Source organism: Marinomonas shanghaiensis, assembly GCF_003259175.1.
GTDB classification, from domain to species: domain Bacteria; phylum Pseudomonadota; class Gammaproteobacteria; order Pseudomonadales; family Marinomonadaceae; genus Marinomonas; species Marinomonas shanghaiensis.
On sequence record NZ_QGOK01000028.1, the window covers coordinates 23,249 to 49,177 of the forward strand.

29 protein-coding genes are annotated in these 25,929 nt (G+C 48.4%); 28 read left to right on the plus strand and 1 reads right to left on the minus strand.

Annotated features, from left to right (window positions below):
• Positions 1-45 precede the first annotated feature (45 nt).
• Positions 46-729, minus strand: a complete 684-nt coding sequence (locus DKT73_RS18375; RefSeq protein ID WP_111639977.1) for a hypothetical protein — start codon at positions 727-729, stop codon at positions 46-48.
• Positions 730-1,181: 452 nt separating this feature from the next.
• Between DKT73_RS18375 and DKT73_RS18380 the strand changes: the two genes are divergently transcribed.
• The 28 genes from DKT73_RS18380 to DKT73_RS18505 all read left to right on the plus strand — a co-directional run bounded on the left by DKT73_RS18380 (position 1,182) and on the right by DKT73_RS18505 (position 25,719).
• Positions 1,182-1,598 (plus strand): phage holin family protein, encoded by a 417-nt coding sequence (locus DKT73_RS18380; protein ID WP_111639978.1) that lies wholly within the window; start codon positions 1,182-1,184, stop codon positions 1,596-1,598.
• A complete protein-coding gene (locus DKT73_RS18385) occupies positions 1,595-2,113 on the plus strand; it encodes a hypothetical protein (protein WP_111639979.1) in 519 nt (172 codons plus the stop codon). Before DKT73_RS18380 ends, DKT73_RS18385 begins: the two co-directional genes overlap by 4 nt.
• A 2-nt stretch (positions 2,114-2,115) precedes the next feature.
• Positions 2,116-2,616, plus strand: a complete 501-nt coding sequence (locus DKT73_RS18390) for a hypothetical protein (RefSeq protein WP_111639980.1) — start codon at positions 2,116-2,118, stop codon at positions 2,614-2,616.
• Positions 2,609-2,830, plus strand: coding sequence for a hypothetical protein (locus DKT73_RS18395; protein ID WP_111639981.1), 222 nt, complete (start codon positions 2,609-2,611; stop codon positions 2,828-2,830). Before DKT73_RS18390 ends, DKT73_RS18395 begins: the two co-directional genes overlap by 8 nt.
• Positions 2,831-2,904: 74 nt before the next feature.
• On the plus strand, positions 2,905-3,618 hold the full coding sequence (locus DKT73_RS18400) for a phage tail protein (RefSeq protein WP_111639982.1): 714 nt from the start codon (positions 2,905-2,907) through the stop codon (positions 3,616-3,618).
• 339 nt (positions 3,619-3,957) lie between these two features.
• Positions 3,958-4,443 carry a DUF1441 family protein gene (locus DKT73_RS18405; protein WP_157959211.1) on the plus strand — a complete coding sequence of 162 codons (486 nt, stop codon included), beginning with the start codon at positions 3,958-3,960 and terminating at the stop codon, positions 4,441-4,443.
• Positions 4,427-6,481, plus strand: a complete 2,055-nt coding sequence (locus DKT73_RS18410; protein WP_111639984.1) for a phage terminase large subunit family protein — start codon at positions 4,427-4,429, stop codon at positions 6,479-6,481. Before DKT73_RS18405 ends, DKT73_RS18410 begins: the two co-directional genes overlap by 17 nt.
• The gene (locus DKT73_RS18415) at positions 6,478-6,705 is read left to right on the plus strand and encodes a hypothetical protein (protein ID WP_111639985.1); all 228 of its coding nucleotides are present in this window, start codon (positions 6,478-6,480) and stop codon (positions 6,703-6,705) included. The genes DKT73_RS18410 and DKT73_RS18415 overlap by 4 nt, the downstream gene beginning before the upstream one ends.
• Entirely contained in the window at positions 6,702-8,225 is a 1,524-nt protein-coding gene (locus DKT73_RS18420) for a phage portal protein (protein ID WP_111639986.1), read from the plus strand. Before DKT73_RS18415 ends, DKT73_RS18420 begins: the two co-directional genes overlap by 4 nt.
• Positions 8,212-9,492, plus strand: coding sequence for a S49 family peptidase (locus tag DKT73_RS18425; protein WP_111639987.1), 1,281 nt, complete (start codon positions 8,212-8,214; stop codon positions 9,490-9,492). The genes DKT73_RS18420 and DKT73_RS18425 overlap by 14 nt, the downstream gene beginning before the upstream one ends.
• A 53-nt stretch (positions 9,493-9,545) precedes the next feature.
• The gene (locus DKT73_RS18430) at positions 9,546-9,926 is read left to right on the plus strand and encodes a head decoration protein (protein WP_111639988.1); all 381 of its coding nucleotides are present in this window, start codon (positions 9,546-9,548) and stop codon (positions 9,924-9,926) included.
• Positions 9,927-10,002: 76 nt separating this feature from the next.
• The gene (locus tag DKT73_RS18435) at positions 10,003-11,040 is read left to right on the plus strand and encodes a major capsid protein (protein ID WP_111639989.1); all 1,038 of its coding nucleotides are present in this window, start codon (positions 10,003-10,005) and stop codon (positions 11,038-11,040) included.
• Between the two features lie 72 nt (positions 11,041-11,112).
• Entirely contained in the window at positions 11,113-11,436 is a 324-nt protein-coding gene (locus DKT73_RS20235; RefSeq protein ID WP_198666665.1) for a hypothetical protein, read from the plus strand.
• Positions 11,437-11,440: 4 nt separating this feature from the next.
• Positions 11,441-11,722, plus strand: a complete 282-nt coding sequence (locus DKT73_RS18445) for a hypothetical protein (protein WP_111639990.1) — start codon at positions 11,441-11,443, stop codon at positions 11,720-11,722.
• The gene (locus DKT73_RS18450; protein WP_111639991.1) at positions 11,722-12,132 is read left to right on the plus strand and encodes a hypothetical protein; all 411 of its coding nucleotides are present in this window, start codon (positions 11,722-11,724) and stop codon (positions 12,130-12,132) included. Before DKT73_RS18445 ends, DKT73_RS18450 begins: the two co-directional genes overlap by 1 nt.
• Positions 12,129-12,260, plus strand: coding sequence for a hypothetical protein (locus DKT73_RS20450; RefSeq protein ID WP_269814516.1), 132 nt, complete (start codon positions 12,129-12,131; stop codon positions 12,258-12,260). The genes DKT73_RS18450 and DKT73_RS20450 overlap by 4 nt, the downstream gene beginning before the upstream one ends.
• Complete coding sequence (locus tag DKT73_RS18455) at positions 12,241-13,173, plus strand: phage tail tube protein (RefSeq protein WP_111639992.1); 933 nt, start codon at positions 12,241-12,243, stop codon at positions 13,171-13,173. The genes DKT73_RS20450 and DKT73_RS18455 overlap by 20 nt, the downstream gene beginning before the upstream one ends.
• An 11-nt stretch (positions 13,174-13,184) precedes the next feature.
• The gene (locus tag DKT73_RS18460) at positions 13,185-13,535 is read left to right on the plus strand and encodes a hypothetical protein (protein ID WP_111639993.1); all 351 of its coding nucleotides are present in this window, start codon (positions 13,185-13,187) and stop codon (positions 13,533-13,535) included.
• Between the two features lie 14 nt (positions 13,536-13,549).
• The gene (locus tag DKT73_RS20100; protein WP_157959212.1) at positions 13,550-13,831 is read left to right on the plus strand and encodes a hypothetical protein; all 282 of its coding nucleotides are present in this window, start codon (positions 13,550-13,552) and stop codon (positions 13,829-13,831) included.
• On the plus strand, positions 13,824-16,844 hold the full coding sequence (locus tag DKT73_RS18465) for a coiled-coil domain-containing protein (protein ID WP_111639994.1): 3,021 nt from the start codon (positions 13,824-13,826) through the stop codon (positions 16,842-16,844). Before DKT73_RS20100 ends, DKT73_RS18465 begins: the two co-directional genes overlap by 8 nt.
• Before the next feature lie 52 nt (positions 16,845-16,896).
• Positions 16,897-17,448, plus strand: a complete 552-nt coding sequence (locus tag DKT73_RS18470) for a hypothetical protein (RefSeq protein WP_111639995.1) — start codon at positions 16,897-16,899, stop codon at positions 17,446-17,448.
• A 2-nt stretch (positions 17,449-17,450) separates the two neighbouring features.
• Positions 17,451-17,963, plus strand: coding sequence for a DUF2163 domain-containing protein (locus DKT73_RS18475; protein ID WP_111639996.1), 513 nt, complete (start codon positions 17,451-17,453; stop codon positions 17,961-17,963).
• Positions 17,963-22,720 carry a phage tail tip fiber protein gene (locus DKT73_RS18480; protein ID WP_111639997.1) on the plus strand — a complete coding sequence of 1,586 codons (4,758 nt, stop codon included), beginning with the start codon at positions 17,963-17,965 and terminating at the stop codon, positions 22,718-22,720. The genes DKT73_RS18475 and DKT73_RS18480 overlap by 1 nt, the downstream gene beginning before the upstream one ends.
• An 18-nt stretch (positions 22,721-22,738) precedes the next feature.
• A complete protein-coding gene (locus DKT73_RS18485) occupies positions 22,739-23,974 on the plus strand; it encodes a pyocin knob domain-containing protein (RefSeq protein WP_111639998.1) in 1,236 nt (411 codons plus the stop codon).
• 9 nt (positions 23,975-23,983) lie between these two features.
• Positions 23,984-24,322, plus strand: a complete 339-nt coding sequence (locus DKT73_RS18490; RefSeq protein WP_111639999.1) for a hypothetical protein — start codon at positions 23,984-23,986, stop codon at positions 24,320-24,322.
• A complete protein-coding gene (locus DKT73_RS18495) occupies positions 24,315-24,545 on the plus strand; it encodes a hypothetical protein (RefSeq protein WP_111640000.1) in 231 nt (76 codons plus the stop codon). Before DKT73_RS18490 ends, DKT73_RS18495 begins: the two co-directional genes overlap by 8 nt.
• Before the next feature lie 240 nt (positions 24,546-24,785).
• A complete protein-coding gene (locus tag DKT73_RS18500) occupies positions 24,786-24,959 on the plus strand; it encodes a Com family DNA-binding transcriptional regulator (protein ID WP_111640001.1) in 174 nt (57 codons plus the stop codon).
• Positions 24,919-25,719 (plus strand): DNA adenine methylase, encoded by an 801-nt coding sequence (locus DKT73_RS18505; RefSeq protein WP_111640002.1) that lies wholly within the window; start codon positions 24,919-24,921, stop codon positions 25,717-25,719. The genes DKT73_RS18500 and DKT73_RS18505 overlap by 41 nt, the downstream gene beginning before the upstream one ends.
• Positions 25,720-25,929: the final 210 nt, after the last annotated feature.

The window sequence follows — 25,929 nt, forward strand, 5'->3', positions numbered from 1 at the left end:
TTCCTCGGTTTGAAAATTGGGCGACTATCGGCGCCCGATTTTTGATTAGTCGTCAAGCTCTGCGTCAGGGTAGGCGAACTCGCGTAATTCGTCTTCCCATGCGTCTGGGTAGTTGCCGCGATCTAGGATAAATCCTGCCACCGTGATTGGTAGTTCATGGCCTGCCACCAAATACTCAATCCAAACGCCCTCTAACTGATCTAGCATCCACTCTAGCGTAGGCTCCCGCTCAAACAGGTAGCCGTTATCCTCGCTGTCCGCCACTTCTTGGGCAAACGCTTTGATTGACTGGTTTTCGTTCGGAAATAGCTGGGTTTCAATCCATGTAGCAATATCGATAATCCCGCCATCAAAATTGCTCTCTAAATCTAGCGACTCAATGATAGATAGGGCTTCGTCAGTAAAACGACCAACGTAGTTGTTGCCGTCCCATTCCTCAGTCGCGCCGTCGAGGATGGTTTGGAATTTCTCGGAGTTGTCTCCAATGACCTCCGCTATCTGATTTGCTGGTGTTTCTGGATTAATGGGAAAGCGCAGTTCGGGGCTGTGCCATACCGCCGCACTTGCAGCATTGTCAGTTTCGCGACTGTAGTCTGCATTGATTTCGCCGGTGCGAATATCCAGAGAAATAAAGGCCAACTGGGCCTGAATTTCCTGAGGGTATTTGCGGTAAACAGGGAAGCGGTGCGCTGATTCAGGGTTAAAAACGATGGTTAGTTGAGTAGTCATAATTTCACCTATCTATTCGTGAATGGGTTCGGGCCAGTCCCTCACTCCATGTAAGCTATATTAATATGGGTTAGCCCATAAGTAAAGCATTAACTCTGATTTATTTTAAATTATTTTCCGTCACCATGCCGTCACTAATGGTATTTTGATGAGTGGCATTTTATCAATGTTTTTGCTGCTTTCGCGTCTGTTGTTTTGTATTCCAATGAAGAATACAAAGTTGGATATTCGCGCGCGTAGGGCTTGCTGATCGCTAAGTTAGGGGCTATATTTTGTTCATGCTCTGATAACTGCGTTTGAAGGGCGAACACATTACCAAGAACCCGCCGGATGAGCGGGTTTTTTCGTTTCTGGCCTTGAGGGTTTCTATGACTAATTAGATTGGCGTTGCTATAGCGTGTTAGATCGCACGTTTTATCCGTTAGATCGCATGTGATGTCGACGTATCCCGCATGATGTGGCCCAAGTGGCAGGGATTAGGTAGGGTTCGCGCCCCTTTAGTGAGTAAGTTAGCGTTATATGATTTTTTAGAGCCTCGCATTCGCGGGGCTTTCTTGTTTCTAAAAGGCCATTTTATGAAATTCCTACCCGATGAGCTGCTTCAGACTGCCGCATTTGTGTTGGTGGGGGTTCTGGGGGGAGCTGTGAAATACCTTCGTGATTTTCAACAAAACGCCAAAAAATTCTCATTAATTCATATGCTTATCGCTGTTTTTACTGGCGGCTTTTTGGGTATGTTGACGTTCTTTTTGTGTACGTCGATGAACATGCCGCCCGCTGCAACAGGTTTTATGTCCGGTGTGGCAGGGTTGATGGGCGATGAAGCAATCAAGCTATTTATCAACCGATTCAAGCGGAGCTTGTCATGAGTTTAAATCTCTCTCAATTTCGTGAATACGTTGTGATTCCTGCGTTAAATCAATTAGATGGCATTGCTTATTCGTTAGTTGCTGATCAGTTAGTGATGGGGACGCTGGCTCAAGAGTCGCATGGAACATACATCAAGCAGCTCGGCAAAGGCCCTGCAATGGGGTTGTTTCAGATGGAGCCAGCAACGCATAAAGATTTGTGGCTTAACTTCATCAAATACAGACGCCCTGTTCAGTGTTCGTTATTGCTGATGACTTCGGATAGCGTGGATGCGAATTATTACTCCAACGGCTGGCCCGACCATAACGCGCTCGTTTGGAACAATCGTTATGCTGCAGCAATGTGCCGAGTTCACTATTTCAGACGGCCTGAACCGTTGCCGAAAGCCAATGATATCAAGGCGTTAGCGTCATACTGGAAGAAGCACTACAACACTGTTCACGGTGCTGGCACTGTTGAGGAGTTTATTAAAAACTTCCCATACGATCTGTATGGGCTAGAGAAAGAGGGTTAGTTATGCGTGTAAGAAAGGTAATGATAATTGGGGTTGGTATTGCTGTTGCTGCTGTGGCGGCGATGGCATCGCTTGCTGGCTTTGATGCGGTTTCGGCTTCTGGGTTGTTAGCGATATCAGATGGTTGGTTGGGCTTGACGGTTGGTAAGTCGCCAATGGCGCTTGGTCTGCTTGTTTTTGCTATTGGCGTGTTGTGTTCGTTGGTGTTTTATCGACGACTTCTTCTTGGCTCTTTGCTGTTCTTCTTCTCGTTTGCTGCTTATGCGGCTGAGGTTGTAGCGGTTGATGATGGCGGCTTGATTGCCATGATTTTTGGTGCATTGCCTGCGTTGATTGAGCTGCTACCCGCATGGGTTGGTGTGCTGGTTGGTGTGCTGTATGCGGTGGCGCACTTGGTTGCTACATTGCCCGCTAAATTTACGGCCAATTGGCCTAGTTGGTTGAAATCATTGATTAATTTGATGGCCGCTAACTATGGCAAGGCTAAAAATAAAGATGGCTAGTTTGCTGAAATTACTGCTCATTCTTATTGAATGGGCAGTGCAGTTGAAGAGACGTGATGATGAAGCACAGAAGCAAGAGCGACTTGATGAGGCGCGCAATGATCCTGCCAGTTATCTGCGTCGGTTTGGTCGGGTGCAGCGCGCTAAGCCCTACGACTCAAGGGCAGACATGCACGACGGTGGAGCCAGTACTGATAAACACGACAGTCAATGACGTGGCTTTCATCGTGCCGATAGATGAGATGGGGCAGATAACCGCCTACATAGAGCAGCTGAGGCAGTGTGTTGATGGATGATTTCAGATTCTCAATCAAAGATGATGCAAAGTATGTCGAGCGCGTATTGAATCAGTTGCACAAGGATGTGATTCCAAAGGCTACCGTCCGCGCTCTGAATCGTACAGCCGACAAAGTTCAAGAGCATTTGGTTAAGGTCGTCTTGCCAAAATACATAGACAGACCAACAAGATGGACGCTTAATTCTGTTTATAATCGATACTCCAATCAAAAAAACTTAGAGGCCGCTGTGTTCTTGAAGGGGGCCAATGGTGGTGTGTTAAATCATCTAGACCCAATGATAGCGGGCGGAGACCGAAAGCCTAAAGCTTTTGAGAAAAGGTTGCGTCGCGCTGGTCTGATTCGGGCAACTCAGTACGCTGTGCCTGGCGGTGATGTAAAGCTGGATAGCTTTGGCAACATAACCAAAGCTATGACAGCCCATATATTACGTGATGTACAGGCGTTCACAGAGGCAGGGAGCCATCAGAATACATCGCGGCAAGCGCGCAAGTATTTCATTCTACCCAAATCGCCACACAAACCTATCGGCATTTACTACAAGCAAGGGAAGAAACTTAAGCAAGTCATTGCGTTTACTGAGAGCGTGCCGAGTTACGAGAGGCGTCTGCCGTTTTATAAAGAGGCTGACAAGATGGCACGACAGGTAATAAGTGAGGAATTTTCGGAAGCTGCGAAATATTATGCGTCTAAGATGGCTAAGTGATTGATAAATATACTTTACGGGTCCTTCCCAGCCCTACCCCCTATGGGGGTTATTCTGACCCCATAGTATTTCTAGCTATAAAATGTTCCTAGGACTTCCTTCCTTTTTGATGACTGGTCACACGAATTCATAACCTTTATCTTCGAATTTTATGTGATCGATTTTGCAATGGTTTTTTATTCCAATTTTCATTTTTAAAACTGGCGGTTGAGGCGACCACTCCGACCGCCTCTTTATCTGTTTTTCACTAAGCAACATTGTTGTGCGCATGAGGGTGCTTTCTCTTGATCGAATAATGTTTGCTTTCAAATGTTTAGCTTTTCTTTGTGGGTTTTTGAAATGGGTAAAAAAGTCCAGAAAAAAGAGCTTGCCGACATACTCGGAGTGACTGAAAAAACACTCACTACGTGGCAAAAAAACGGCATGCCTATCGAAATTGTTGGCGGTCGAGGCCAGCGAAATACATACGACACTGAGGACGTAATTGAATGGCTTGTTACCCAACGAATGATGAAAGCAGGAGTGGGGCAGGGTAAGGAAGTTTCTAATGCTTATGATCTGGAAATAGAGACCGCTCGGCTGAAGCACTGGCAAGCAACAGAAAAAGAGATTTCAGTGCGCGAAGAGGCTAAGCAGTTAATAAGGAGACCTGATATCGAATTTAAGCTAGGCCAGATTATTACCTCTGCAAAATCAGGATTGATGAACTTAGCACCGCGTCTTTCTCAGCGCCTTGGATTAACTAAAGAACAAAAAGCGATCGTAGAAGACGAAGTGAAATCGGCGTTGGTGAGTATGGGGGGTGATCATGTCATTGATGAGTGATAATTTCCTGCCAGATATAAACTTCGCCAACATGGACGAAGTTTATGAAAACCTAGAATCGCTTTGGCTACCACCGCCAGATGAATCAATCACAGAATGGGCGGAAAAATACCGCAAGCTTTCAAGAGAAAACAGCGCATTACCTGGTGATTACCGAGTATCGGTAACACCGTTTTTAAAAGAGATCCAAGACGCGTGCTGTGACCCAGAGATACCGCGTGTTGTTTGTCAAAAATCCGCTCAGGTTGCTTGGACAGATGGCGTAATAAACAACGTTATCGGCTACCACATTCACCGCGACCCCTGTCCGGCGCTTGTGTTGTTCCCGACTGAGGATATGGCCGAGCGTTATTCAAAAGAAAAATTCGCGCCCATGATTAGGGATAGCGAACCGCTTGCCGAAAGAATCAATCAACAATCTCGAAACGCTGGCAACACGATATTAAGTAAGCATTTTCGAGGCGGTCACCTTGAGCTGGTCGGTTCGAATGCACCATCAAAACTGGCATCGTCTCCCATTCGATTGATATTGGTCGAAGAACCAGACCGCTGTTCGCGCAACTCAGGTGGCGAAGGTAACTCGCTCAAGCTCGCATACGAGCGCGGCAAAACCTTCTATAACCGAAAAATCATTCTTGGCGGCTCCCCCACATTAAAGGGGAAAAGCGAAATAGAACGCGAAATGGCGCTTAGTGATAAGCGCCATTTCTTTATCCCATGTCCATGCTGTGGCGATTTTATAACGCTTAAGTGGAATATGGTCGTGTGGGAGAAAGCCCAAGAAGAAATTCACGAGGTTTACGAAGAGCACTTACCAGAAACCGCCAAAATCAAATGCTCAAGCTGTGAAGGGCTTTTTACAAATAACCAAAAAAACGAAGCGCTGCAGCTTGGCGAATGGCGAGCGACGGCCCCCTTTACGGGCGTGGCAGGCTTTTACATAAATGAGCTATACAGCCCATTCCCGAACGCCAAACTGCAGGATGTAGTCGAGAAATTTTTAGAGGCTCATAAATTCGAAAAGATGGGTGACAACACCCTGATGACGACATGGAAAAACACGTCAATGGGTGAAACCTTTGAAGTGGAAAGTGAAAGTATTGACGCCACGGGCTTTGAAAATCGTCGTGAAGTTTATCAAGCCGATGTACCGCACGATGGCATCATCATAACGTGTTGGTTTGATACACAGGACGATCGCTTGGAGGGTGAGTTCGTTGCGTGGGGGCCAAACGAGGAAACGTGGTCACTAGATTACGTCAAATTACATGGCGATCTATCCCGTCCTGAAATTTGGAACGAACTAGAAAAACACATGAACCGCGAATTTATCAGCGCTACGGGCGTGATTCATCGCGCTAGATTGTGCGGCATTGATGCTGGCGGTCACTTCACGTCAGAGGTTCATAAATTCTGTCGTCGTGATCCGTTCCGATATATCCCGACATTCGGATCAAAGGAAAAAGGCTCAACGAAACCTGTTGCCAGCTTCCCAGATAAAGCCAATGCCAAGCACAAAACATACCTCACTGAGCTAAATACAATCACAGCTAAACAGGTGATCTATGCGCGAATTAAGCACCAGAAACACGGCCCCGGCTACTGTCATTTCCCTCTCAAAGAGATATATGACGAGCGGTACTTTCATGGGCTCGTGATCGAGAAAATGACGATCAAGCATAAAAACGGCCAAGGTTATGTGGATTTTGAAAACCCACCTGGAGGCCGAAACGAGCCGCTAGATTGTCGCGTCGGCAACTTCGCAATGATCCGAATACTACAGCAAAACTATGGTATGCAGCTCCGATCACTCCAAAAACTCATGGACAAAACAATGCCAACGATCGAACCGTCCGCGCCTCAATTCGTGCAAACCGAAATCGAACCAGAGTCGCCAAAGCCAACCGAAGCGCCAGCGCCAGCAGCAAAGCCAGCCGAAGCGCCAGCGCCAAAGACAGACGAGAAAGCGGTGACATCAAGCGAGCCACCAAAGCCTAAAAAACGATCCTTTGGCAAGACGGGGAGTATCAAAACGTGACAGAGCTACAAGAAGCGCAAGCTGAATTGGCCGCACTCAAAGCGGCCAAGTTAAAACGCCTGCAAGGCACAGCAACACAAAGTGTATCGGGCGATGGTGACAGCATCACATTCGCCACGGTGTCAATTCCACAAATGAATGCCGAAATAACCCGTCTTACTCGTCGCATTCGTGCGCTCGGTGGTGGGGGTCGAGGCATCACAGCTAATCCGGTGCCACGATGATACTTGACCACACAGGACAACCTTTTCGAAGCGAGCCAGCGTATCGAGGAGCAAACAGCGATCACCACAAGAATTGGCGGCCACGAAAACGCAGCGCAGACGCTGACCTACTGCCAGAAAAAAGCATTCTAGATGCCCGTCAAGCGGATCTTTTCCGCAACAACGGCGTAGCAAAAGGCGCAAAGCAAACCATGACCGATCACGTTGTCGGCTCCATGCTAATGCCAACGCCAAAGCCAAACTATCAAGCGCTTGGGAAAGATCCTGAATGGGCGCGCGAATGGGCCAGAAAAGCAAAAAACCTATTCAAGTTATGGGCGAACTCGCTAGATGCATCATTGGCGCGAAACCAAACGTTTCACTCCATGACGCAGCTTACCTTCATGCAGTCGTTTGATGCGGGTGAAAGCTTTGCCGTGCCGCGTTGGAAAAAGGCGCGCGACAATGCATTTTGCATTCAAATTATCGACCCTGATCGCGTTTGTACGCCATATGGCAAAACAGACGGTGCAGGAATGCGACGAGGTATAGAGAAAAACAGTGATGGTGAAGCAATCGCGTATCACATAGCTAATCGTCACCCGATTGATGTTTCTCGCGACCTGCTGAAATGGACAAGAGTGCCAGCACGAACCCCTTGGGGCCGTCGCATGGTTATCCATACTTACGACATTACGCGGCCGGAGCAATCGCGTGGCGTCGGTGCGTTGGTATCTGCGTTATCTGAATTTAAGATATTAGACGATTATTCACAAGCCGAGCTCAAAGCGGCGGCTAACAACGCCCTGATCGCGGCCTTTGTTAAATCGGATATGCCGGATGAGCTGATAAAGCAAATCTACAGCCCGACCGCAGATAGTGATGCAGGCGCCACGGTATCAAGCGAATACCTAGACGCCAGGAACAGCATGGATTACTCCATGAGCCCTAACTCAGTTATTCCGCTACTGCCGAACGAGGATATCACCCCGTTTTTACCAGGGCGACCAAACCCATCGTACAGCGCTTTTGTAGAAAACATCTTTCGTCAAATCGGCGTTTCGCTCGGCATGCCCTATGAAATGCTGATGAAGGATTTCAGTAAAACCAACTACTCAAGTGCCCGAGCCTCCATGCTTGAAGCCTACAAGTTTGTGAAAAATCGCCGTGCTTGGCTTATCTCGTCATGGGCACAACCCGTTTATGAGTTGTGGCTAGAGGAGCAAGTCAACAAGGGCACCTTAGATGCGCCTGATTTTTATGCAAATCGCGCGGCTTATTGCCAGTGCGGATGGATTGCCAGCGGCAAAGGTTGGGTTGACCCAGTGAAAGAAGCGCAAGGCGCCAAGCTTCGAGTTGAGTACGGTTTTTCAACGTACGAAGCCGAATGCGCTGAGCAGGGGCTAGATTGGGAAGACAACTTAGAGCAAATAGCTCATGAGCGCCAAGTAATGGAAGAAAAAGGCGTCAAACTCTCCGACATTTACCAACTCATAGGTGATTCCAGTGACACAGAAGAATCGAATAATGCTACTGCTTGACGAGATTTTTAACCGAAATCTAGCTATAGATCAGCAGTATTTATTGGTGGCGCTTGGTGCGCTGACCAATCTCGGAAAAATCGACTTTTCCATGTTAGAAATGAATGGCGAAATTTTTGAGCCAGCACAGTTGGTTGGTATGGCCGCTGGGTTTAGTCGAGAAACAGTTCGACCTTATCACATTCAAAATGGTGCGGCGGTTATTCCGGTTCATGGCTCGTTAACGCATCGTTTTGGTAGTTTGCGACCATCTAGCGGCATGACGGGATATGACGGCATTCGTGCCAACATCCAAATGGCGCAAGATGACCCACAAGTGAAAGGCATTATCTACGATATTAATTCCCCTGGTGGTTCTGTCGATGGTTTGTTTGATTTAACCGATTGGGCAAAAGAGTTTGTTACCAAGCCCACTCGCGCCATCGTTGACCCACAAGCGTGTAGTGCCGCGCAAATGTTTGCATCTGTTGCGGACTTGGTAACGCTTTCCCGCACAGACCGCATGGGTTCCATCGGTGCCGTTTCTGCGCACACAGACGTATCTGAAATGATGAAGGGGCGCGGCCAAAAAATCACCTTAATTGCTGCGGGCTCTAGGAAGGTCGAGGGCAATCCGTACGAAGCTCTTTCTGAAGAAGTCTACAACAGCCGCAAAGCATCGCTTGAAGATCTACGAACCATGTTCGTGCAAACCCTTGTCGACAATCGTGGCTGTGATTTTAACGCACTGATGGCCACCGAAGCGGCGGTACTCAATGCAAAACAAGCCGTCGAGCTAAAGCTAGCCGACAAAATCATGTCTCCAGCGGATTCGTTGGCAGAATTCATTGATCAGATCAACCCCACCAACGGAGTAATCCCAATGCTAAAACCAGATACAAACGCAAGCGTGACAGAATCACAAAGCCCACAGCTAGACGAAAGCGCAATTCGTGCCGAAGCAACCACGGCTGAGCGCGCCCGCATCAAAGGCATCATCATGTCGGCACAGAGTGAAGGTCGTGTCGCTATGGCTCATCACATTGCGTTCAACACAAGCATGAGCGCAGCGGAAGGCGAAGCCTTGCTTGGTGTTTCGCCAAAAATGTCCGCAACACTTGAAACAACAACCGAACAAACGACAACGACTGACTTCGCCAAAGTCATGGGCTCGTTTGATCCAAACGTACCGTCAGACGACAACGATTTGGATGCTAGCGCAGACACTGATGGCAAGAAAAAATCTAGAAACCCGCTGATCGCGGCTCACTCACAAATGCATGCCTAACTGAGCGCCAGCGCTCTTTTCTGACTCATAGCTAATTAAATAAAGGTTTGATTATGTCTGATACCTACGGAATGGCGTCTTGTGAAGACGTTAGCGAAAACTTTGTCCCGTTTATTACCGGTGAAAAACCACAAATCACTGACACGGTCACGATTGCCAGCGGTAGCAATGTTGCTCAACGAGCGTTGCTGGGCCGTGTGACAGCGACGGGGAAATACATCCCTTGCGTGAAAACAGCGACCGACGGCTCACAAATTCCCCGTCGAATTGCGATTTATGCAACCGATGCCACAGAGGCCGACGCGCTATGTCCTGTTTACTGCGAAGTGGAATGCAACCCAAGCTTGTTGGTGCTGGATGCATCATGGTCCAGCACGGACGAAGTTAAAGAATTGTTAGCAGATCAAGGTATTTACTTGCGCTTGCCTGCTTAAGCAGCCCCACAAAAACGCCCTTTTAAAAAATCAATCAAGAACGCCCCAAGAGGGCGTTTTTTTATGGAGTTAAGTTATGCCTAATCCAGTAAATGACCGCTACGAGTTAGCCCAGTACATCGAAGAACAAGCCGTCACCCCAACGTTTTACCTAAACCGTTTTGCGTCGACCATCATCGAAAGTGAGGAAGAATATGTCCTTGTCGAGATGAAGTTCGCAGGCAAAGAAGTAGCGCCATTGGTGATGCCAATGGAGCAAGGCCAAGTGATTTATGAGCGCGCAACCTCTACTAAGCGCTTAACACCTGGCTACACCAAGATGAAAGATATTGTTACCCCGTCTAATTCTTTGCGTCGACGTGCTGGCGAAAGAGTACGCGACAAGGTCACGCCTAAAGATCGATTAAACGCAGCAACAACAGAGCAATTTATCACCCATGATCAACGTCTAACACGATTATGTGAATTGATGGCGGCACATGGCTTTGCTGATGGCAAGCTAACGCTCACTTACAAAGATGGTCGTCAAGCCTTGGTTGATTTTGGGCGTGCGCCAGCGTTGACGGTTATTTTGGATGGTTTAGCAGGCAATGAATACTGGAATAACCCAGCCGCTAAAATTGTTGATCAGATCGACATTCAGTGTAAGCGCATGTCAGACGCTGAAGGCGGCGTGGCGCCAACAGACATGATTTTGCCGTTAGATGTGTGGCAGCCGTTCAAAAATAACGCCCAAGTGAAAGATTCGCTAGATACGGACTTTTCTGGTCAGTCTGGCGCATTAGAGCGTGGCGTAACCATGCCCGAAGGCATTGTCTTGAAAGGCGTGTTGGGCAATAACTTAGCGGTCTGGGTAGACACTCGCACAGTGTCAGTAAAAGGCGTTCAAACCGCTATGCAGAAGGCCAAGAAAGTGACTTTCTTGTCTGATGCGGTGGCAGGGGCGCAGCACTTCGGCGCTATTTTAGACGTTGAAGCCATGATTGCTATTCGAATGTTTAGTAAATACAAAGACGAGTTTGATCCATCTCTGCGTGTCGCTTTATCCGTTTCCGCCCCACTTGTTGCGCCTGGCAACCCGAATGCAACGTCTTCCATGACTGTATTGGAATAATTCAGCGGCCATCAAGTAAAACCACCTAACTAAAAGCGGCCCGCGGGTCGCTTTTTTTATTGGAGAAATACCATGACTCAAGCAAAAAGCAAAACAGCAGAAACTAAAGCAGCGGAAGAAGCCAAAGCAGCGGAAGAAGCCAAAGCGGCGGAAGAAGCCAAAGCGGCGGAAGAGGCCAAAGCAGCGGAAGAGGCCAAAGCGGCGGAAGAAGCCAAAGCAGCGGAAGAAGCCAAAGCAGCGGAAGAAGCCAAAGCGGCGGAAGAATCCAAAGCAAGCGGCCTCGATATGATCGCCATCAATACGGTTGGTAATCATGCGCCAGGCGCTCGCTTCACTGCGAAAGACAAAGCCGCCTTTGATCGCTTTATCTCACTAGGTGCAGCGAAAAAGGCGTAACGCCATGAACAAGCTCGAAATGTTCCGGTTGATGTCCCAAAACTTTGGCGAAGAGGCTTTCCACGAATCAGCGCCAGAGCAGGCCATTTTAGTGCGATTTAAAAATGACTTCCTTGATGGAAATGATTTTGTTGGGGAGGGCAACGTGCTGACCGTTGCGGATGTGGATATTCCTGAAAGCCCGCTCGGCACAAAAATCACCATCGCAGGCACAGCGTATTACCTACGCCAGCCTGTTGGTGGTGGTGCTGGTGTCACTAAGTACCAAGTTGAGAAGGTAATGTAATGCACAAAATCGAATCCATCATGGTGGCTATAACCAATGCGCTAACCACGGCAATGCCGCCTACCGTGGTAGAGCGAACGCCTGTGTACAAATCCGACAAAACGCGAGTACTTATTCGCCAAGGCCAAGAAACCACCGAAAGCTTAGGGGCTTTTACGGATGCGGTATTTGATCTGGTCATTACACAAGTGGTGCTCACGCAGTCTACGCAACTGGAATTTTTGGCCAACCAGCATCGCGGCGAAATTCACAAGGCACTGATGGCGTTGCAAGGCATTGTGCCTGGCATGACAGAAATCAGCTCTTCTCGTGTTGGTGAGCCAGAAATCAATGCCGAGCAGCCAGCGCTTAGTCGTGAGCTTGTGTACCAAGTTCGCTACCGCTACAACACACAGGACCCAAGCTTATGAGCAAGAAAAAGCAGCCCGCACCACCAAAAATGACGCACAAGCCCCGCGAAGGCGGCACCCGCGTCATAGACAACGAAATCAAACCAAAACCAGCCAGCGAGACGACCAATGAAACTGACAAAGCGTAGTGTTATCGCTCTAAAAATTGAAGCCGCCCAAGGCACTGATGCCGAGCCAACCGCCGCAGACAACGCCAAATTAGTGGAAGACCTAAAATGGTCGCCTGCCAACGAGCGAATGGCGACCCGAAACCCTGTTCGCTCCACCTTTGGCGAACTCAAGAAAATTTACGCAGGTCACCTAGTAGAAGTCTCCTTCACCATGGAGATTAAAGGGTCTGGTGTTGCGGGTGTGGCGCCTGAAATGGGCGATGCATTAAAAGCCTGCGGTTTCCAAGAAACGATCACAGCAGACACATCGGTCGAATACTTGCCAGCGACAACAGGTCAGCAAGCCTGCACGATTTACGTGTGGGAAGATGGCGACGTTATCAAGTTAACCGGCTGCATGGGCAAGGTGACCTTTGATCTTTCAACTGGATCAATCGGCAAAGCGTCATTCACGTTCACAGGCCATCAGTCTGGCAATGTCTCTGCCACGTCAATGCCTGCCGCCTCTTATTCCTCCATTGTGCCAGTGCCGTTGATTGGTGTTGCGTTCAGCCTTGGCGGCGCGTTGGATGTATCGAAACTGTCTGTTGATATGGGCATTACCGTTGCCACACCGGATTCGATGTCTAGTGTAGATGGTTACGGTGCTATTTATATCAGTGACCGCAATGTGACTGGCTCCATCGATCCGCTGGCCAAAACGGCCGACCAAAAAGACTATCTGATCGATTGGAAAAGCGGTGTGGAATCTGCGCTAACAACAGGGGCAATCGGCACCCAAGCAGGAAATATTTACACTATTTCTATGCCAAAGGTTTACAACGCAGCGGCACCAAAAGCGGCCGATCGTAACGGTCAAGTAACTCGTGATCTAAGCCTCGCGGCCCTGCCAACCAATGGCGATGACGAATTCAGCTTGTTATTCACATAAGGAGTTAAATTGTGGAAGTAATTGATGAAGAGAGCAAAATTGTACCTACTTGGTTTGAGTCTGATCTAGACGAAAAACGTGACGTAAAGTGGCTGTTGAAACCGCTGAGCGGATTAGAGTTTATGCAAGTGCAATCAGGTGCCAGCATTAATGCGGCTGGCAATTTCACCTACAGCGGGCAAGCAATGCGGGACGCGCTACATTTTTCCATTCAGGATTGGGCAGGGTTTAACGATAAATCGGGGAACCCAATGCGATACGGTCGGCACCGATTGGGGTTTGCTAAGCAAAAATACTTGACTGAAGTGTTTAACGAGATCATGAATCGCGCCTTTATTCGAGAATACGAAGAAAAAAACTAATCATCGCAGTGGCTGTGTACAGTAATGCAGATCAATTTGACTGCAATCACTGTACATGGGGGCGACACTGCGACAAAAACAACCCAGCGCCAATAAAGCAATGGGTAATAGACGACGTGATCGAATCCGACACCTGTTTAAAACCCATGATCACCCACCAAAGTAACGAATTAATCAGCCTTTATAGCCATTTCCAAAAAAATCGGTTTCCACTATCTGGCGGTCTGCTTGATCAGCCCGAGTCCTTTATTCGCGCCATGAACATCATCGAAAAGGCAGAGCAAAAAAATGAGTAACACTCGCCACGAATTTATTGTGACCGCAACGGATCGCACACGCGTTGCGTTCGACTCCGCTAAAGCAGGCTTTCTTGATATGAGAAAAACCGCACTCTCTGCCACGTCTGCCATCGCAGCGGGTCTTGGCGGTGTGGGTGTCGTGGCGTTTACCAAAGAAATGGCAGAAATGGGTGAGCAATCCTTGCTTGCTGCCGATCGATTGAACACAACGACCGAACAAATCACCTCGCTGCAGTACGCTGCCAGCAAGTTCGGTGTTGATGGTGAATCCATGAACGGCATTCTGCAAGATATGTCGGTGCGTATTCAAGAGTTCGCGAACATAGGCACAGGCGAAGGGGCGGATTTCTTCGAAAACTTAAACCTAAACGTGCAGGACTTTGTAGACCTAGCGCCCGACGAGCTTTTATACAAAGTTGCCAAAGAACTGGAAAACGTCAGTGATGCCAGCGCCCGCGTGTATTTGGATCAGCTTGGCAGTGACAACCTTGTTGCCCTGTTGCCAGCGCTGCGCAATGGCGCACAAGGTTTGCGAGAGCTGCAAGACGAAGCCTACGCAACCAACAAAGTCCTAAAAGAAGCAGATGCTATCAAGCTGGCCAGCATCGCGAACGAAATAAACATCATGCAGAACGCGACAAAATCGCTTTCTCAGCAACTTGCAGCCGAGTTTGAGCCAGCTGTAAAAGCTATCAGCCAAGCGTTTAACGCCTTCGCTAGCGATGGTGAAGCCGTGTCCGATACGCTTGACATCATGGCGACATCAGGCACCTTGGTTGCCTCTGTATATGCTGGCCGTATGACTTCGGCCTTTATTGCGTCTGCCCAAGCAAAATACGCCGACACCATGGCAACGCGGCAAAATGCAGCGGCCAACGTAGAAGAAGCCAAAGCGGTATTGGCGAAAGCGGAAGCTAAGCTAAGTACCGAGCAAAAAGCGTATCAAGAATCTATCGTTGCAAAACGCCAAGACGCCGCAGCAAGTGAGCGTTTGTCAGCGGAAAATCTAGCGTTAGCCAAAACAACCAAAACCGCCGCAGCGGCGGAAGTTGAAGCGGCCAAGGCATCAAAGGCTCATGCCGAGCAATTAGGTTATGCAAAGTTACGTGCCGAAAAGCTAAAAGTGGCCGAGGCAGAATTATCTGCATCAAAAGACCGGCTGTCTGTCGCTACCAAGCGAGCAGAAAAAGCCGAGCAAGCCCATCAGGCGCAAATCGCTAAAAACACAGCGGCCATTCAAGTGGCAACGGATAACACGAAACGATTAGACCGTGCTAAAGCGGATTTAGAAAGAAGCACTAAAAAACTAACCACTGCGCAAAATGTTCATAATGCCTCTATGCGTGCAGGCTCTATTGCGGCTCGTGGGTTAAGCGCGGCATTGGGGTTGGTTGGCGGGCCATTGGGTTTGCTGTTCACAGGAATGACAGCCATTAGCCTGTTAAATTCAGATATTGCATCAGGGTTTGATGCCGTTACCGCGAGCAATGAAGACTTTAGCGAAAGCCTTAAAAATGCCAGCGCAAACGATTTGGAAGCCATGCTTAAATCTGTGCGCAGCGAGCTTGCGCTGACCAATCAACAGATCGAGGCCATTGATGCGAAAAAAGCTCAAACGGGCTTCCTCGCGATTACAAATGGCTTAAACGAGCTTGAAAACCGTCAGCAAAAGCCACTTGGTAAGCAGGCCGAGCTACAAGAGAGAGAGGCGGCTTTATCCGCAGCATTAGGCCAGCGCCAAACGCTTGAAAATGCCAAGCAAGCGGCCATTCGCCAAGCCATCGCAAGCCAAGAGCTGAAAACCAATATCACTAATTTGCAAGATGCATCCAAAACATTGGAGCAAATTAGACGAGCGAATTACGACAAAGAGCTCGCAGATATACAGCAAGCAGAAGATAAAAAGCTGCTCACAGCGTCTCAAGCGGACAGTTTGAGATACAGCTCCAAGCAGCGCTACGAGCTGCAAGAAGAGCAGCTTGAGGTGGCCCAGCGTCAGAAGCGATTAGCCGCTTTTGCGGACAACTACACCAAACGCGAACAGATGACGTTAGAGCATCAACAGCGCGTATTGGCGTACATGCAAGAAAATGGCATCACGAACGACCAAGACGCCAGAGTCATTGCATATCAGCAAGAGTCCTACGACTATCAGCTAAAAATGTTCCAAGAATTCCAAGATGGAATATTGAAACAGTACGACGACTACGGAAAGTCGGAGCTGCAAAAGGAAAAAGACCGCTATGCCGAAGAAATAAAGCTGCTTGATAAGCACTTGCGCGATAAGGACATCACACAAAAGCAATACGACAAAGCAAAATCTGTCGCGGAAGATCGCGCAGCCAAGAACCGAAAAATTGCCGAGCAACAAGACCTTGAGATCAGCCTAAACAAACAAAGAGAATTTAACGACCTCTTTGTGGGTATGGCTGACAGCAAGAACAAAGAGTTAGCAGCGATCGGTAAAGCGGCCGCAATCTACAACATTGGTATTAATACCTACCAAGGCGCTATGGCGGCTTATGCGGCTTTGGCTCCCATACCAATAGTCGGTCCTGCATTGGGTGTTGCGGCAGCGGCAGCTTTGGTTGCCTATGGTGCTGAGCAGATAGGGCAGGTCAACAACCAAACCTACCACACTGGCGGTATAGCGGGTCAAAAATCAGACGATTACTCAGCGCGACTTGCCGCAAATGAAGTGCCAGCGGTGCTACTAAAAGGCGAGGAGGTACTTACCCAAAGCGACCCCCGCCACCGCAACAACCTGACCATGTCTAAAAGCACGTCAAGCGAAAGCGACCAAGCTTCGACTGTCAGTCAAATAACCTTTGGTGACATCATCGTGCAGGTAACAGCAGCTAATCCGCAAGCGACCGGCACAGAAATTGGCGAGCAAGTCGCCACACAGGTTGTCGCGATATTGCAAAGCAAACTAGGTCAGAAGCTGGTTTATAACGCCGTCTCGGCTGAAGCAGGGCAGAATGGCGGCAAAATAAAAGGCGTTCGATAAACACAACTTAACACCCGCTTCGTGCGGGTTTTTTTATGCCTGCGAGGTGTCAATGCTCCCCTATATTGATGAAGCCGAGGTGTCCATCACTTCGAATGATCCTAGTGTTGTTTCGCGGTCGCGGTCTGGTCGCAAAGTGTCACGAAACCTTGAGCAGCAAAAGTGGCTGTTTGATGTGACGTGGCCAGCGTATTTAAGCGACAAATCCTTGCCTCTTGAAATTGCGCTAGACGAAATGAAAGGTCAGTCGGAAACGGCTTCGCTTGTTCACCCTGTACGATCGTTCCACTCCAATGCAAGCGGTACTTGGCAGGCCATAGAACCGGCTAACGCGGGTTCTAACCAGGTACTTTTAAATGGCACTGGCAGTTTATCACTTGGTCATCTAGTGCGTTTTTTTGGTCACGCTAAAGCCTACCGAATCACCAAAATTACAGGCGATATTGTCCAGCTTTACCCATCTTTAAGGCGCGGCGTTTCACTGTCCGAGGTCGTGCAGATAGACGCGGTCGCTATCGATGTGACGCGCACAGACGATGACATCACATACAAAACCAAAGGCCCATTAACCACTATTTCGGCCAGCTTTGAAGAGACTCTGTAATCATGATTATTCGCAACCTGATAAAAATGTCATTCCGCAATGGTGGCGATTTGATCATGACGGACGGCGGCATCCCTGTGTCGTTCATGGGGGATCTTTATGAGCCAGATTTGTATTTAGACAAGGACGGCATTGGTGAAGTGTCTGAATCGTTAGAAATCACCACGTCCGATTGGAATGTCTCGCTAAACATATCGGACGAATCCGACCCGGTGCTGCAGGCGTTTTATGCCGATCAATATCTAAACCAAACCGTGACCTATTACCGCCAATACATTTGGGATGACGGCAGTGAGCAATTCGAAAAGTTGTTCGAAGGTCGGATGATTGAATACGAAGCAAACGACTCAGAAGACGGTTACACAATCGACGTGACTGCCAGTGCCAATATCATCAACTGGCAGCAAAAACGCGGCCGCTCAACAAACTCAAACTCTCAGAATTTGTTATATCCAAGCGACAGAGGTTTGGATTTCGCAGGCACAGAAATAAGCGATATCAAGTGGGGTAAATAATGGGCTTTTTTAGCAAAATCTTTAGAGAGGTTAAGCGTGTTGTAAAGCAGGTTGGTGAATTTATAGAAGACACCGCCGATTGGATAGAAAATTTATTTTCCCCAGAGGTGCCGGATCAGTCCGATGTTTCAGCATCCGGTCTAACGGTCAACAAAAGCTCCGCCACAGCTAAGCCACCTAAAATTTACGGAAAGCGAAAGCTAGGCGGCACCCGCGTTTATTTGTCTACAAGCGGGAGCAAGAATGCGTTTCTTAATTCCGTGCTTGTTCACTGCATCGGCCCTGTTCACAGCTCCAGCTCAGTGACAGTGTCGGATAAAGCCGAGTCAACATTTGGCAACACCCTGCGCTATACGTTTCATGCAGGTTATCCAGATCAGGCGGCGGACGCCAATTTTGTGTCGGAGTTGTCGGACTGGACAGAGAATCACCGCTTGCAGGGTTTGGCGTATCAGGCGGTTAGATACACTTATGACCAGGACAAATACAGCGGCCTGCCTGTTTTTAATTCTATCATTGAGGGCGCTCTTTTATATGACCCACGCAATGGAAATACCGCGTATTCAGACAATTTTGCGCTGGTTGTGTTGGATTATTTTCGTTCGTCAGAATACGGTGTCGGTATTGCCGATCGTTTAATTGATTTTGAATCATTTAAAGTCGCGGCCGATCTGGCCGATGTTAGCTATCCAAGCAATTCAAACAGCGAAATCATGGTCAAGCGCTTTGCCTGTAATTTGGCGGTCAGCACGGATCAAACGCCGTTTGACAATATCAAAAAAATGGTTGCAGAAAGTCGCGCTTTTCTTACGCAAACAGCAGGACAATGGCGCTATGTTATCCAAAACGATTCTACGCCAGATCACACGGTTACCTACGACGACATAGTTGGGGATATTTCTCGCAGCCCAAACGGTGCGCGTGATAAATACAATCGCGTGACAGTCACTTACGTGGACCCAGACAAAGAATGGGATTCAAACGAAGCCACTTATCCGATTGACGATGCTGAATATCAAGGCTATTTGGAAGAAGATAATTGGGAAGAATCGCACGCTGATATCACCGTGGATTCTTGCACCAACCGCTATCAAGCGCTAGATATCGCCCGTCAGGCGCTGCTAGAAAGTCGCATTGGTGGTGCGATCGCTTTTGAAGGTCAGCCATGGATGATCAAAGTTCGTTGTGGTGACCTGCTGATCATGGATGTGCCAGGCTTGCGCGATGGTACTTTGTGGCGTGTTGCCTCTCGTAAAATCCCAGCCGATGGCGAGATCTCTTTTACTTGCGCGGCGTATGATCCGTCTATTTTTCCGTGGATTGAATTGCCGGATCAGCCAGTCATTACAGCGCCAGAATTGGCAGACGCCAGCATATTGTCATCACCAGAAACTGTGGCGTATTTGCCCAGCGAATGGAACGAATCTACTGTGGGCTCATTGACTTGGACACAATCAAACAGTGGCTTCGTGCATGACTATTTGATCGAAATCTATCGTGCATCAGATGGCATTCAGGTGCTGAGCACAACGCTCGCCCATTCGAACGATTGGGCAAACGACTATGCGCCAAAGCTTAACTTGCCTTATCTTGCCGCTGGCGAATATTACGCAACGGTTAGAGCTCGCAACGCTTTGACTCGTTCGCCCGTAACGACAGCAACATTTTCTGTAAACGTTCCTGCAGTAGGGCGCGTGAGCGGTTTGGTTGTGGTTGGTGAGTTTGACGATGCACTGACACTGTCATGGAATGCGCTTGCCAGTAATGCGCTAAAACACTATCAAGTTGAGATATACGACGCTGTTAACGCCGTTAGCTTGACGAAAGTCAGCACCGCCAGTGAGTCAGTGACTCTTGGTTTTGAGCTGTTTAAATCCATCGGATTGCCTCGCTCGTTTGAGGTGCGTGTTAGTGGCGTGAACGTGGTGGGTGAAGTGGGTGAGTCGTCCGCTTTAGCCATTTCTAAACCCGCTCCGCTTGCGCCAACCATACAGCTTTGGTCATCAGTTAACGATGTTAAATTAACGCTGTCTCGTCCATCAAATGCACGCGGCGCAGTTGTTTGGTTGTCGGAAGAAACACCGCCCCCTGAAACGGATGCAAGCCAACGCTACAAAGGTGAAAGTCTTTCTATTACGTTGGATGCGTTGGAGCCGTTGACCGATTACCACATTGCTATCGCCTCTTACGATGCCTTTGGTCTTGGTACGTCTTCAGCGCACTCTGTGACGACGTTGCGTGATGCTGTTGCGGATTCTATTCAGCAGCTGACCGAGCGGGATTTGTCTTTGACTGGCGACTTGGATGCGATCGCGCAAGCGGCTGCAAATCAAGCGCATAAGCAGCAAGTCAATACCGATGCTGTGGCAGAGCAGCTGTTTAATGCAGCGGCTCGCGCGGCAGAGGTGGAGCGTGTGCAGGCCAGCCAAAACGACGAGTATTACCGCATTCTGAATGCCGTTGTTGAAATCGACCCATCAACAGGGACGATCACAAACCGCGCATACGAATACACAAACGGTAAGTTTAGCGAAGCGGCGTTATTGATTAATGGTGTGAATGCGTCTATCAGCCTGCAAGCGACTCGTATCGAGACAGCCGAGGGGCGTTTGACGGATGCGGAATCCGAATTGTCTGTGCAGGCAGGGCTGATCAATCAGCGCGCAACGTACACGCAATTGACAGAAACCGTTGCGGGTGCGATCGCAGCCATTCAACCAGCTTACGTCACGAACTTTAATACCGGCTTAGATGGTTGGGCAGTGCAAAGCGGCACGGCGGTTTACAACGCGGGTGCATGGATTGATTTAACGCTGGGCGATATTGCCAGCGCAATGAACTATGCGGGCGCTGAAAACCCCGTTATACAGCTAACGATCGCACGCGCAGCGGGGGCGGCTTGGGTCGGTAAAATCCAATACCAAACCGCATCGCACAGCTATTCGTCAGCACATGAAATGGACATCAACGAAATCACAGACGACGGCCAGCAATATACCGTCTCTGTGGATTTTGGCGCAATAACGGATTACACAGCCAGCACAATAACGGGCATACGCATAATTTTGGGCGCCACGATTACTGATGCATATCAATTGCACAGCGTACAAGCGGGCAAAAGCACCGCCGCTCAAGCTGCTATTGAGGGCTTGCAAGGCCGCGTCAGTGTTGCTGAGCAAAATATCGATGCTGTAAACGGCCAATTGTCTAACTACGTTACTACGACGTTTTACGAGCAAAACACGCTCACTCAAAATGACGTGCAACAGACGCTAGACAGCTGGAACGCTCAATACAGCATCATTGCCACTGTTACTCAGCTAGATGAAAACGGCACGATCAACAAAGCCAATTCTGCAGAGCAATGGATTGATGGCGCTGAATCGCTGATCTCTCAAATCGCCCAAACGACAACGCAAAACGAATACGGCACCCGCATGAGTAATGTTGAGCAAACACTCAACGCCCAAGCGGGGACCATATCACAGCAAATTATCAGCACGCATAAATTGCAAGTTGCTGATGATGCGTTGTCAGAAAATGCGTTTCTTGAAGCCGCAAAATCCGCCGCTGCAGCGCGTGAGCAGACTGCACAAAGCGACACCATCGCCTTGGCCAGAAGCGAGACAAAAGCGGTCGCGAATGAAACCACAGCGCTCGCGCAAACAGTGGACGAACTCGCAGTAAAGGTGGGTGACAACAAGGCTGAGTTTGTTGACTACCGCCGCACTGCGATCGGCTATTGTGTCGACGCAGACGGCAACCCAACCAGCCACGAAACCGCAGAGTCCTGCGAGCTCGCGGGCAACACATGGATGGGCGAATCGTCTATTGCCGAAGCATTGCGAAATGTCACCGTGACAGGCACCAATGCCGCTGGCGAAGCGGTCGAAGTGTCAGCAGGGGCAATGTACCAGGCAATACTCGATGCAGATGGCAAAGCCACCGCCACCGCCGCTGTTATGGCCGTCTACGGCAATCAGTTAGCCGGTATCTTTGCCAACGTTGGCGAAGATGGCAGCTCGCTTGAATTCATCGCCAACGCAATGAAATTCAAAACGGCCAACGGCACGAAAACCCCATTTTATGTTGAGGGCGATGATGTCTACATCAACCAAGCATCGATAAAAGAGCTGCTGCTAGGCAAGTTGCAATCAGAAGACGGCACGCTCGTTTTCGAAAATGGCAAGCTGAAAGCCAACTTTGTTGACGCGGAAAATCTGGAAGTGGATTTCGCTAACATCAAGAACGCAATCATCAAATCTGCAAACATCGAAAATGGCGCGATATCAAGCGCGAAAATTAGCGATGAGATCAAATCTAATAACTTCGTGCAGGGCGTCAGCGGCTGGCGAATTTTGAAAAATGGCTCAGCAGAGTTCAATGGCGTCGTACTGTCGCGTGAAATGGTGGTTGCTACGGGTACATTCAATCTCGGCAATGTGTCGGGAGGGAATAGCTCCGGAATCAATACTGTCTATGAAGCAATACTGGATACCGGACATCCTGGAGCTGCTTGGTCTGGGACGAAATACTACACGGTCGCCACGGCTGGGTTTGAAAACACAAGCGTGAATGCTGATGTGCCAACGCTTGCCCAAACGGCATGGGGCGTGACAGCTGAGGCCGTACCATTAACGCGATGGAGTAGCGCATACGGTGGCACAACTGTCCATATACGCATCAGAGTATTGGCGCGCCGCGTTAACTATCTCAACCCATGCACTATTCGATGGCGATTATTGCAAGTCTCATAAATTTAATTCGGAGTTTTTATGGCTAATTGGATCACTTTGCCGTCTGTCAGCGTGACAAACGGCAGCATTACGGTGTCTGTCACGGGGGGCGTGGACTTGTCGTCTGTGCAGTCTGGATGGGCGCTTATTGTTAATAATATCCCTGTTGAGATCGCCAGCGGCACCGCTGCAAATGGCAGCGGGGTCAGCACGCTCACGCTGGCAATGCCGTGGGATGGATCGACTATCACCAACCAACCCGCCAAAGTCCAGCCGACAGGCGCGCCTTTTTTGGCTGGCATTAAAGCTATGCAGGATACCAACGAATACGCGATCAGTGTTCACAAGACGCTCGCGGAAATCGCCACGTTAGATAAAGACGTGACGATCAAAGACCCAACGGGTGAAGAACACACGTTTGCGACAATGCGGAAAATTGCGCGGGAAGCGCAAGAGTTCTTTGATGCAGCAGGCACCGCAGCAGGCTATGACGTTACTCAAAGTGCAACTGATACAGGGAATGGTGCGAACGGAAAGCCTAAGTTGCTGAGAGTTGGGGATTTTGGTCTTGGTGGTGGTGGGTTATACGGGGTTTTTGGTATTGATCTAAATAGCTATATTGAAACAGGTGTTTATAGAAATGCATCGCATGCTACTTGGAATAATTCGTTAAATAAACCTGCGTCCATTACAACAACTAATCAGACGTTTGTGCTGACGGTAGACAAAAATCAATCATCAGCGGTAACTCAAACACTGCATGTAGAATCTAATCGATATTTTATAAGATCTAGAAACATTTATGACGTATGGACTCCATGGCGAGAAGTCCTACACACTGGCAACCTGGTGGGCACAGTATCTCAATTATCAAGTGTGCCAACCGGTGCCATCATCGAACGCGGCTCAAATGCAAACGGTGAATACACTAAGTTTGCGGATGGTACGATGATCTGTAGTCGTACTGTAGTTCTTCAAAGCGGCTTTCCCACTTCTCTTGACAGCAAAAGTGTAATTGACGATTCGTTTGTGACCCCCGCGACTTTTATTAATACGCCCTCAGTGCAGCTGACAGCAACAGCATTAACAACAGGTAATGGAGGTTCTGCACGTAAAGCAATGAGCGCATGGATTAGAGATCAGGCCACTTCAATAGTCAGTACGCCAAATACTTTTTTTTCGCGGCACGGAGTTTTAATGAAGCTCGAAGAACGTCAATTCAATGAGCCCGACAGGGCTGTTTTGTTTTTCACGGCAATTGGCCGCTGGTACTAAGGAGTAGTTATGAAAATTATTTTATCCCCAGTTGCATCGAATAAAAAAACGGCCATAGCGTTGTCCGGCTTAGTTTTAACTATCGATGATGTTGAATATGATTTGTCAGCGATTCCAGAAGGTGGCCAAGCAGAGCCAGAAGAAGACTCTCATTTCATCGGCATAGTTACTCGTGAATCTGTCACGATTAAATACGAGTATGACAGCTCAAAAGCGGAGCCGAGCCAGTCAACTGATTGGGCTGATTACACGTTTGATATTGATGATGGCGAAGTACCATGCCCTATTCAATGGCTACCGATTGAGCAAGAAATTGAGCAAGAAATGGAGGTTGAGCAAGATGTTTAAAAACATTAAGACAGCAGAGCAATTAGCAGCAGAGCAGTTAGTATCTGCACAAGCACAGAAAGTTACTGAAGCAAAAGCTTATCTCGCAAATACCGATTGGATTATCTCGAAAGTAGGAGAAGCTGCAATGTTAGGTGAGGGAGCTGAAGTTCTCAAAACGAAATATGCAGTTGAAATCGCAGCACGAGAAGAAGCAAGAGCGTTAATCAACTTGCACGAGTAACAAACGTTCAAAGAACCCACGGCCGCGAAAGCGGTTTTTTTGTGTCAAAAATACGCAGGTGCCAATGCGCACGGTAACTGCGTATTTTATTGAAAAGTGGTAATGAGAAAGCGACTCAGAGGAAGCACCAATTCCAACGAGCCGTCAGATCACGTAACCAAGCTACGTGAACCAACCCAGGGCTTTCCCACCGCTGGCCAGCGGCGGGGCGAGTCTATCAGATTTATTCGGTAGGTTCACATGCAAAATATACGATGTTCAAAATGTAATAAATTACTAGCAAAAGGTGTTTTTCAAATGATCGAGATAAAATGCCCACGCTGCAAACACATAAACGAGAGTGCCATGAGCACCATTAACGGAGTAAAACCTCATGGCAAAACCCATCATTCCATGGATCGGCGGCAAGCGTAAACTTGCCGAGCATCTTCTTCCATTGTTTCCAGATCACGCAACATACGTGGAGCCATTCAGTGGCGCAGCGGCTTTGTTCTTCTTGAAAGAACCGTCTAAAGTCGAGATTCTAAACGACGTAAACGGTGACCTCGTGAATCTGTATCGAGTCGTAAAGCACCACCTTGAAGAGCTGTATAAGCAATTTAAGTGGGTGCTGTCGAGCCGAGAAACATGGGAAACAATGAAGAAAACACCGCCCGAAACCATGACCGATATACAGCGTGCAGCACGTTTTCTTTATCTGCAAAAACAAGCCTTCGGTGGCAAAGTGGAGGGGCAAACGTTTGGCACATCGACCACAAGCCGCCCTCGCTTTAACTTGCTCAACTTAGAGCAAGATTTGGCAGATGCTCATTTTCGATTATCCAGCACAACCATTGAAAACCTCGACTGGGCGCGCATCATCGAAAAATACGATCGACCAGGCACATTGTTCTACTGCGACCCGCCATACTGGGAAACAGAAGGCTACGGCGTGCCGTTTGGTTTTGACCAATATGAAAAAATGGCCGAACTCGCAAAAACGATAAAAGGCAAGATGATCATATCTATCAACGACCATCCCGACATTCGAAAAGTATTCAAAGATCTGCCTGTCGTCGAAGTCGACTACCAATACACAGTCGGCGGCAGCGACAAACGCACCGACTGCGTCGAACTCATATATGGCAACTGGGAAAAGGTTCCTGAAAAACGAGGACAAACCGCCATGTTTTAGGTTCTGGAATGCTGGTGTAAGTAGATTAACAAAACTATCAAGTCTAATGAACTCGCTGTATAATGCCTCGCATTGTTTTCATCGTTTTCTTAGCATTGCATTGAATTGAGTACACATATGAGTACATGATTTCAACAAAATGCCTAATTAGAGTAAAAAATGTCTAATAATCTCAAGCACATACGCAATTTCAGTATTATCGCACATATC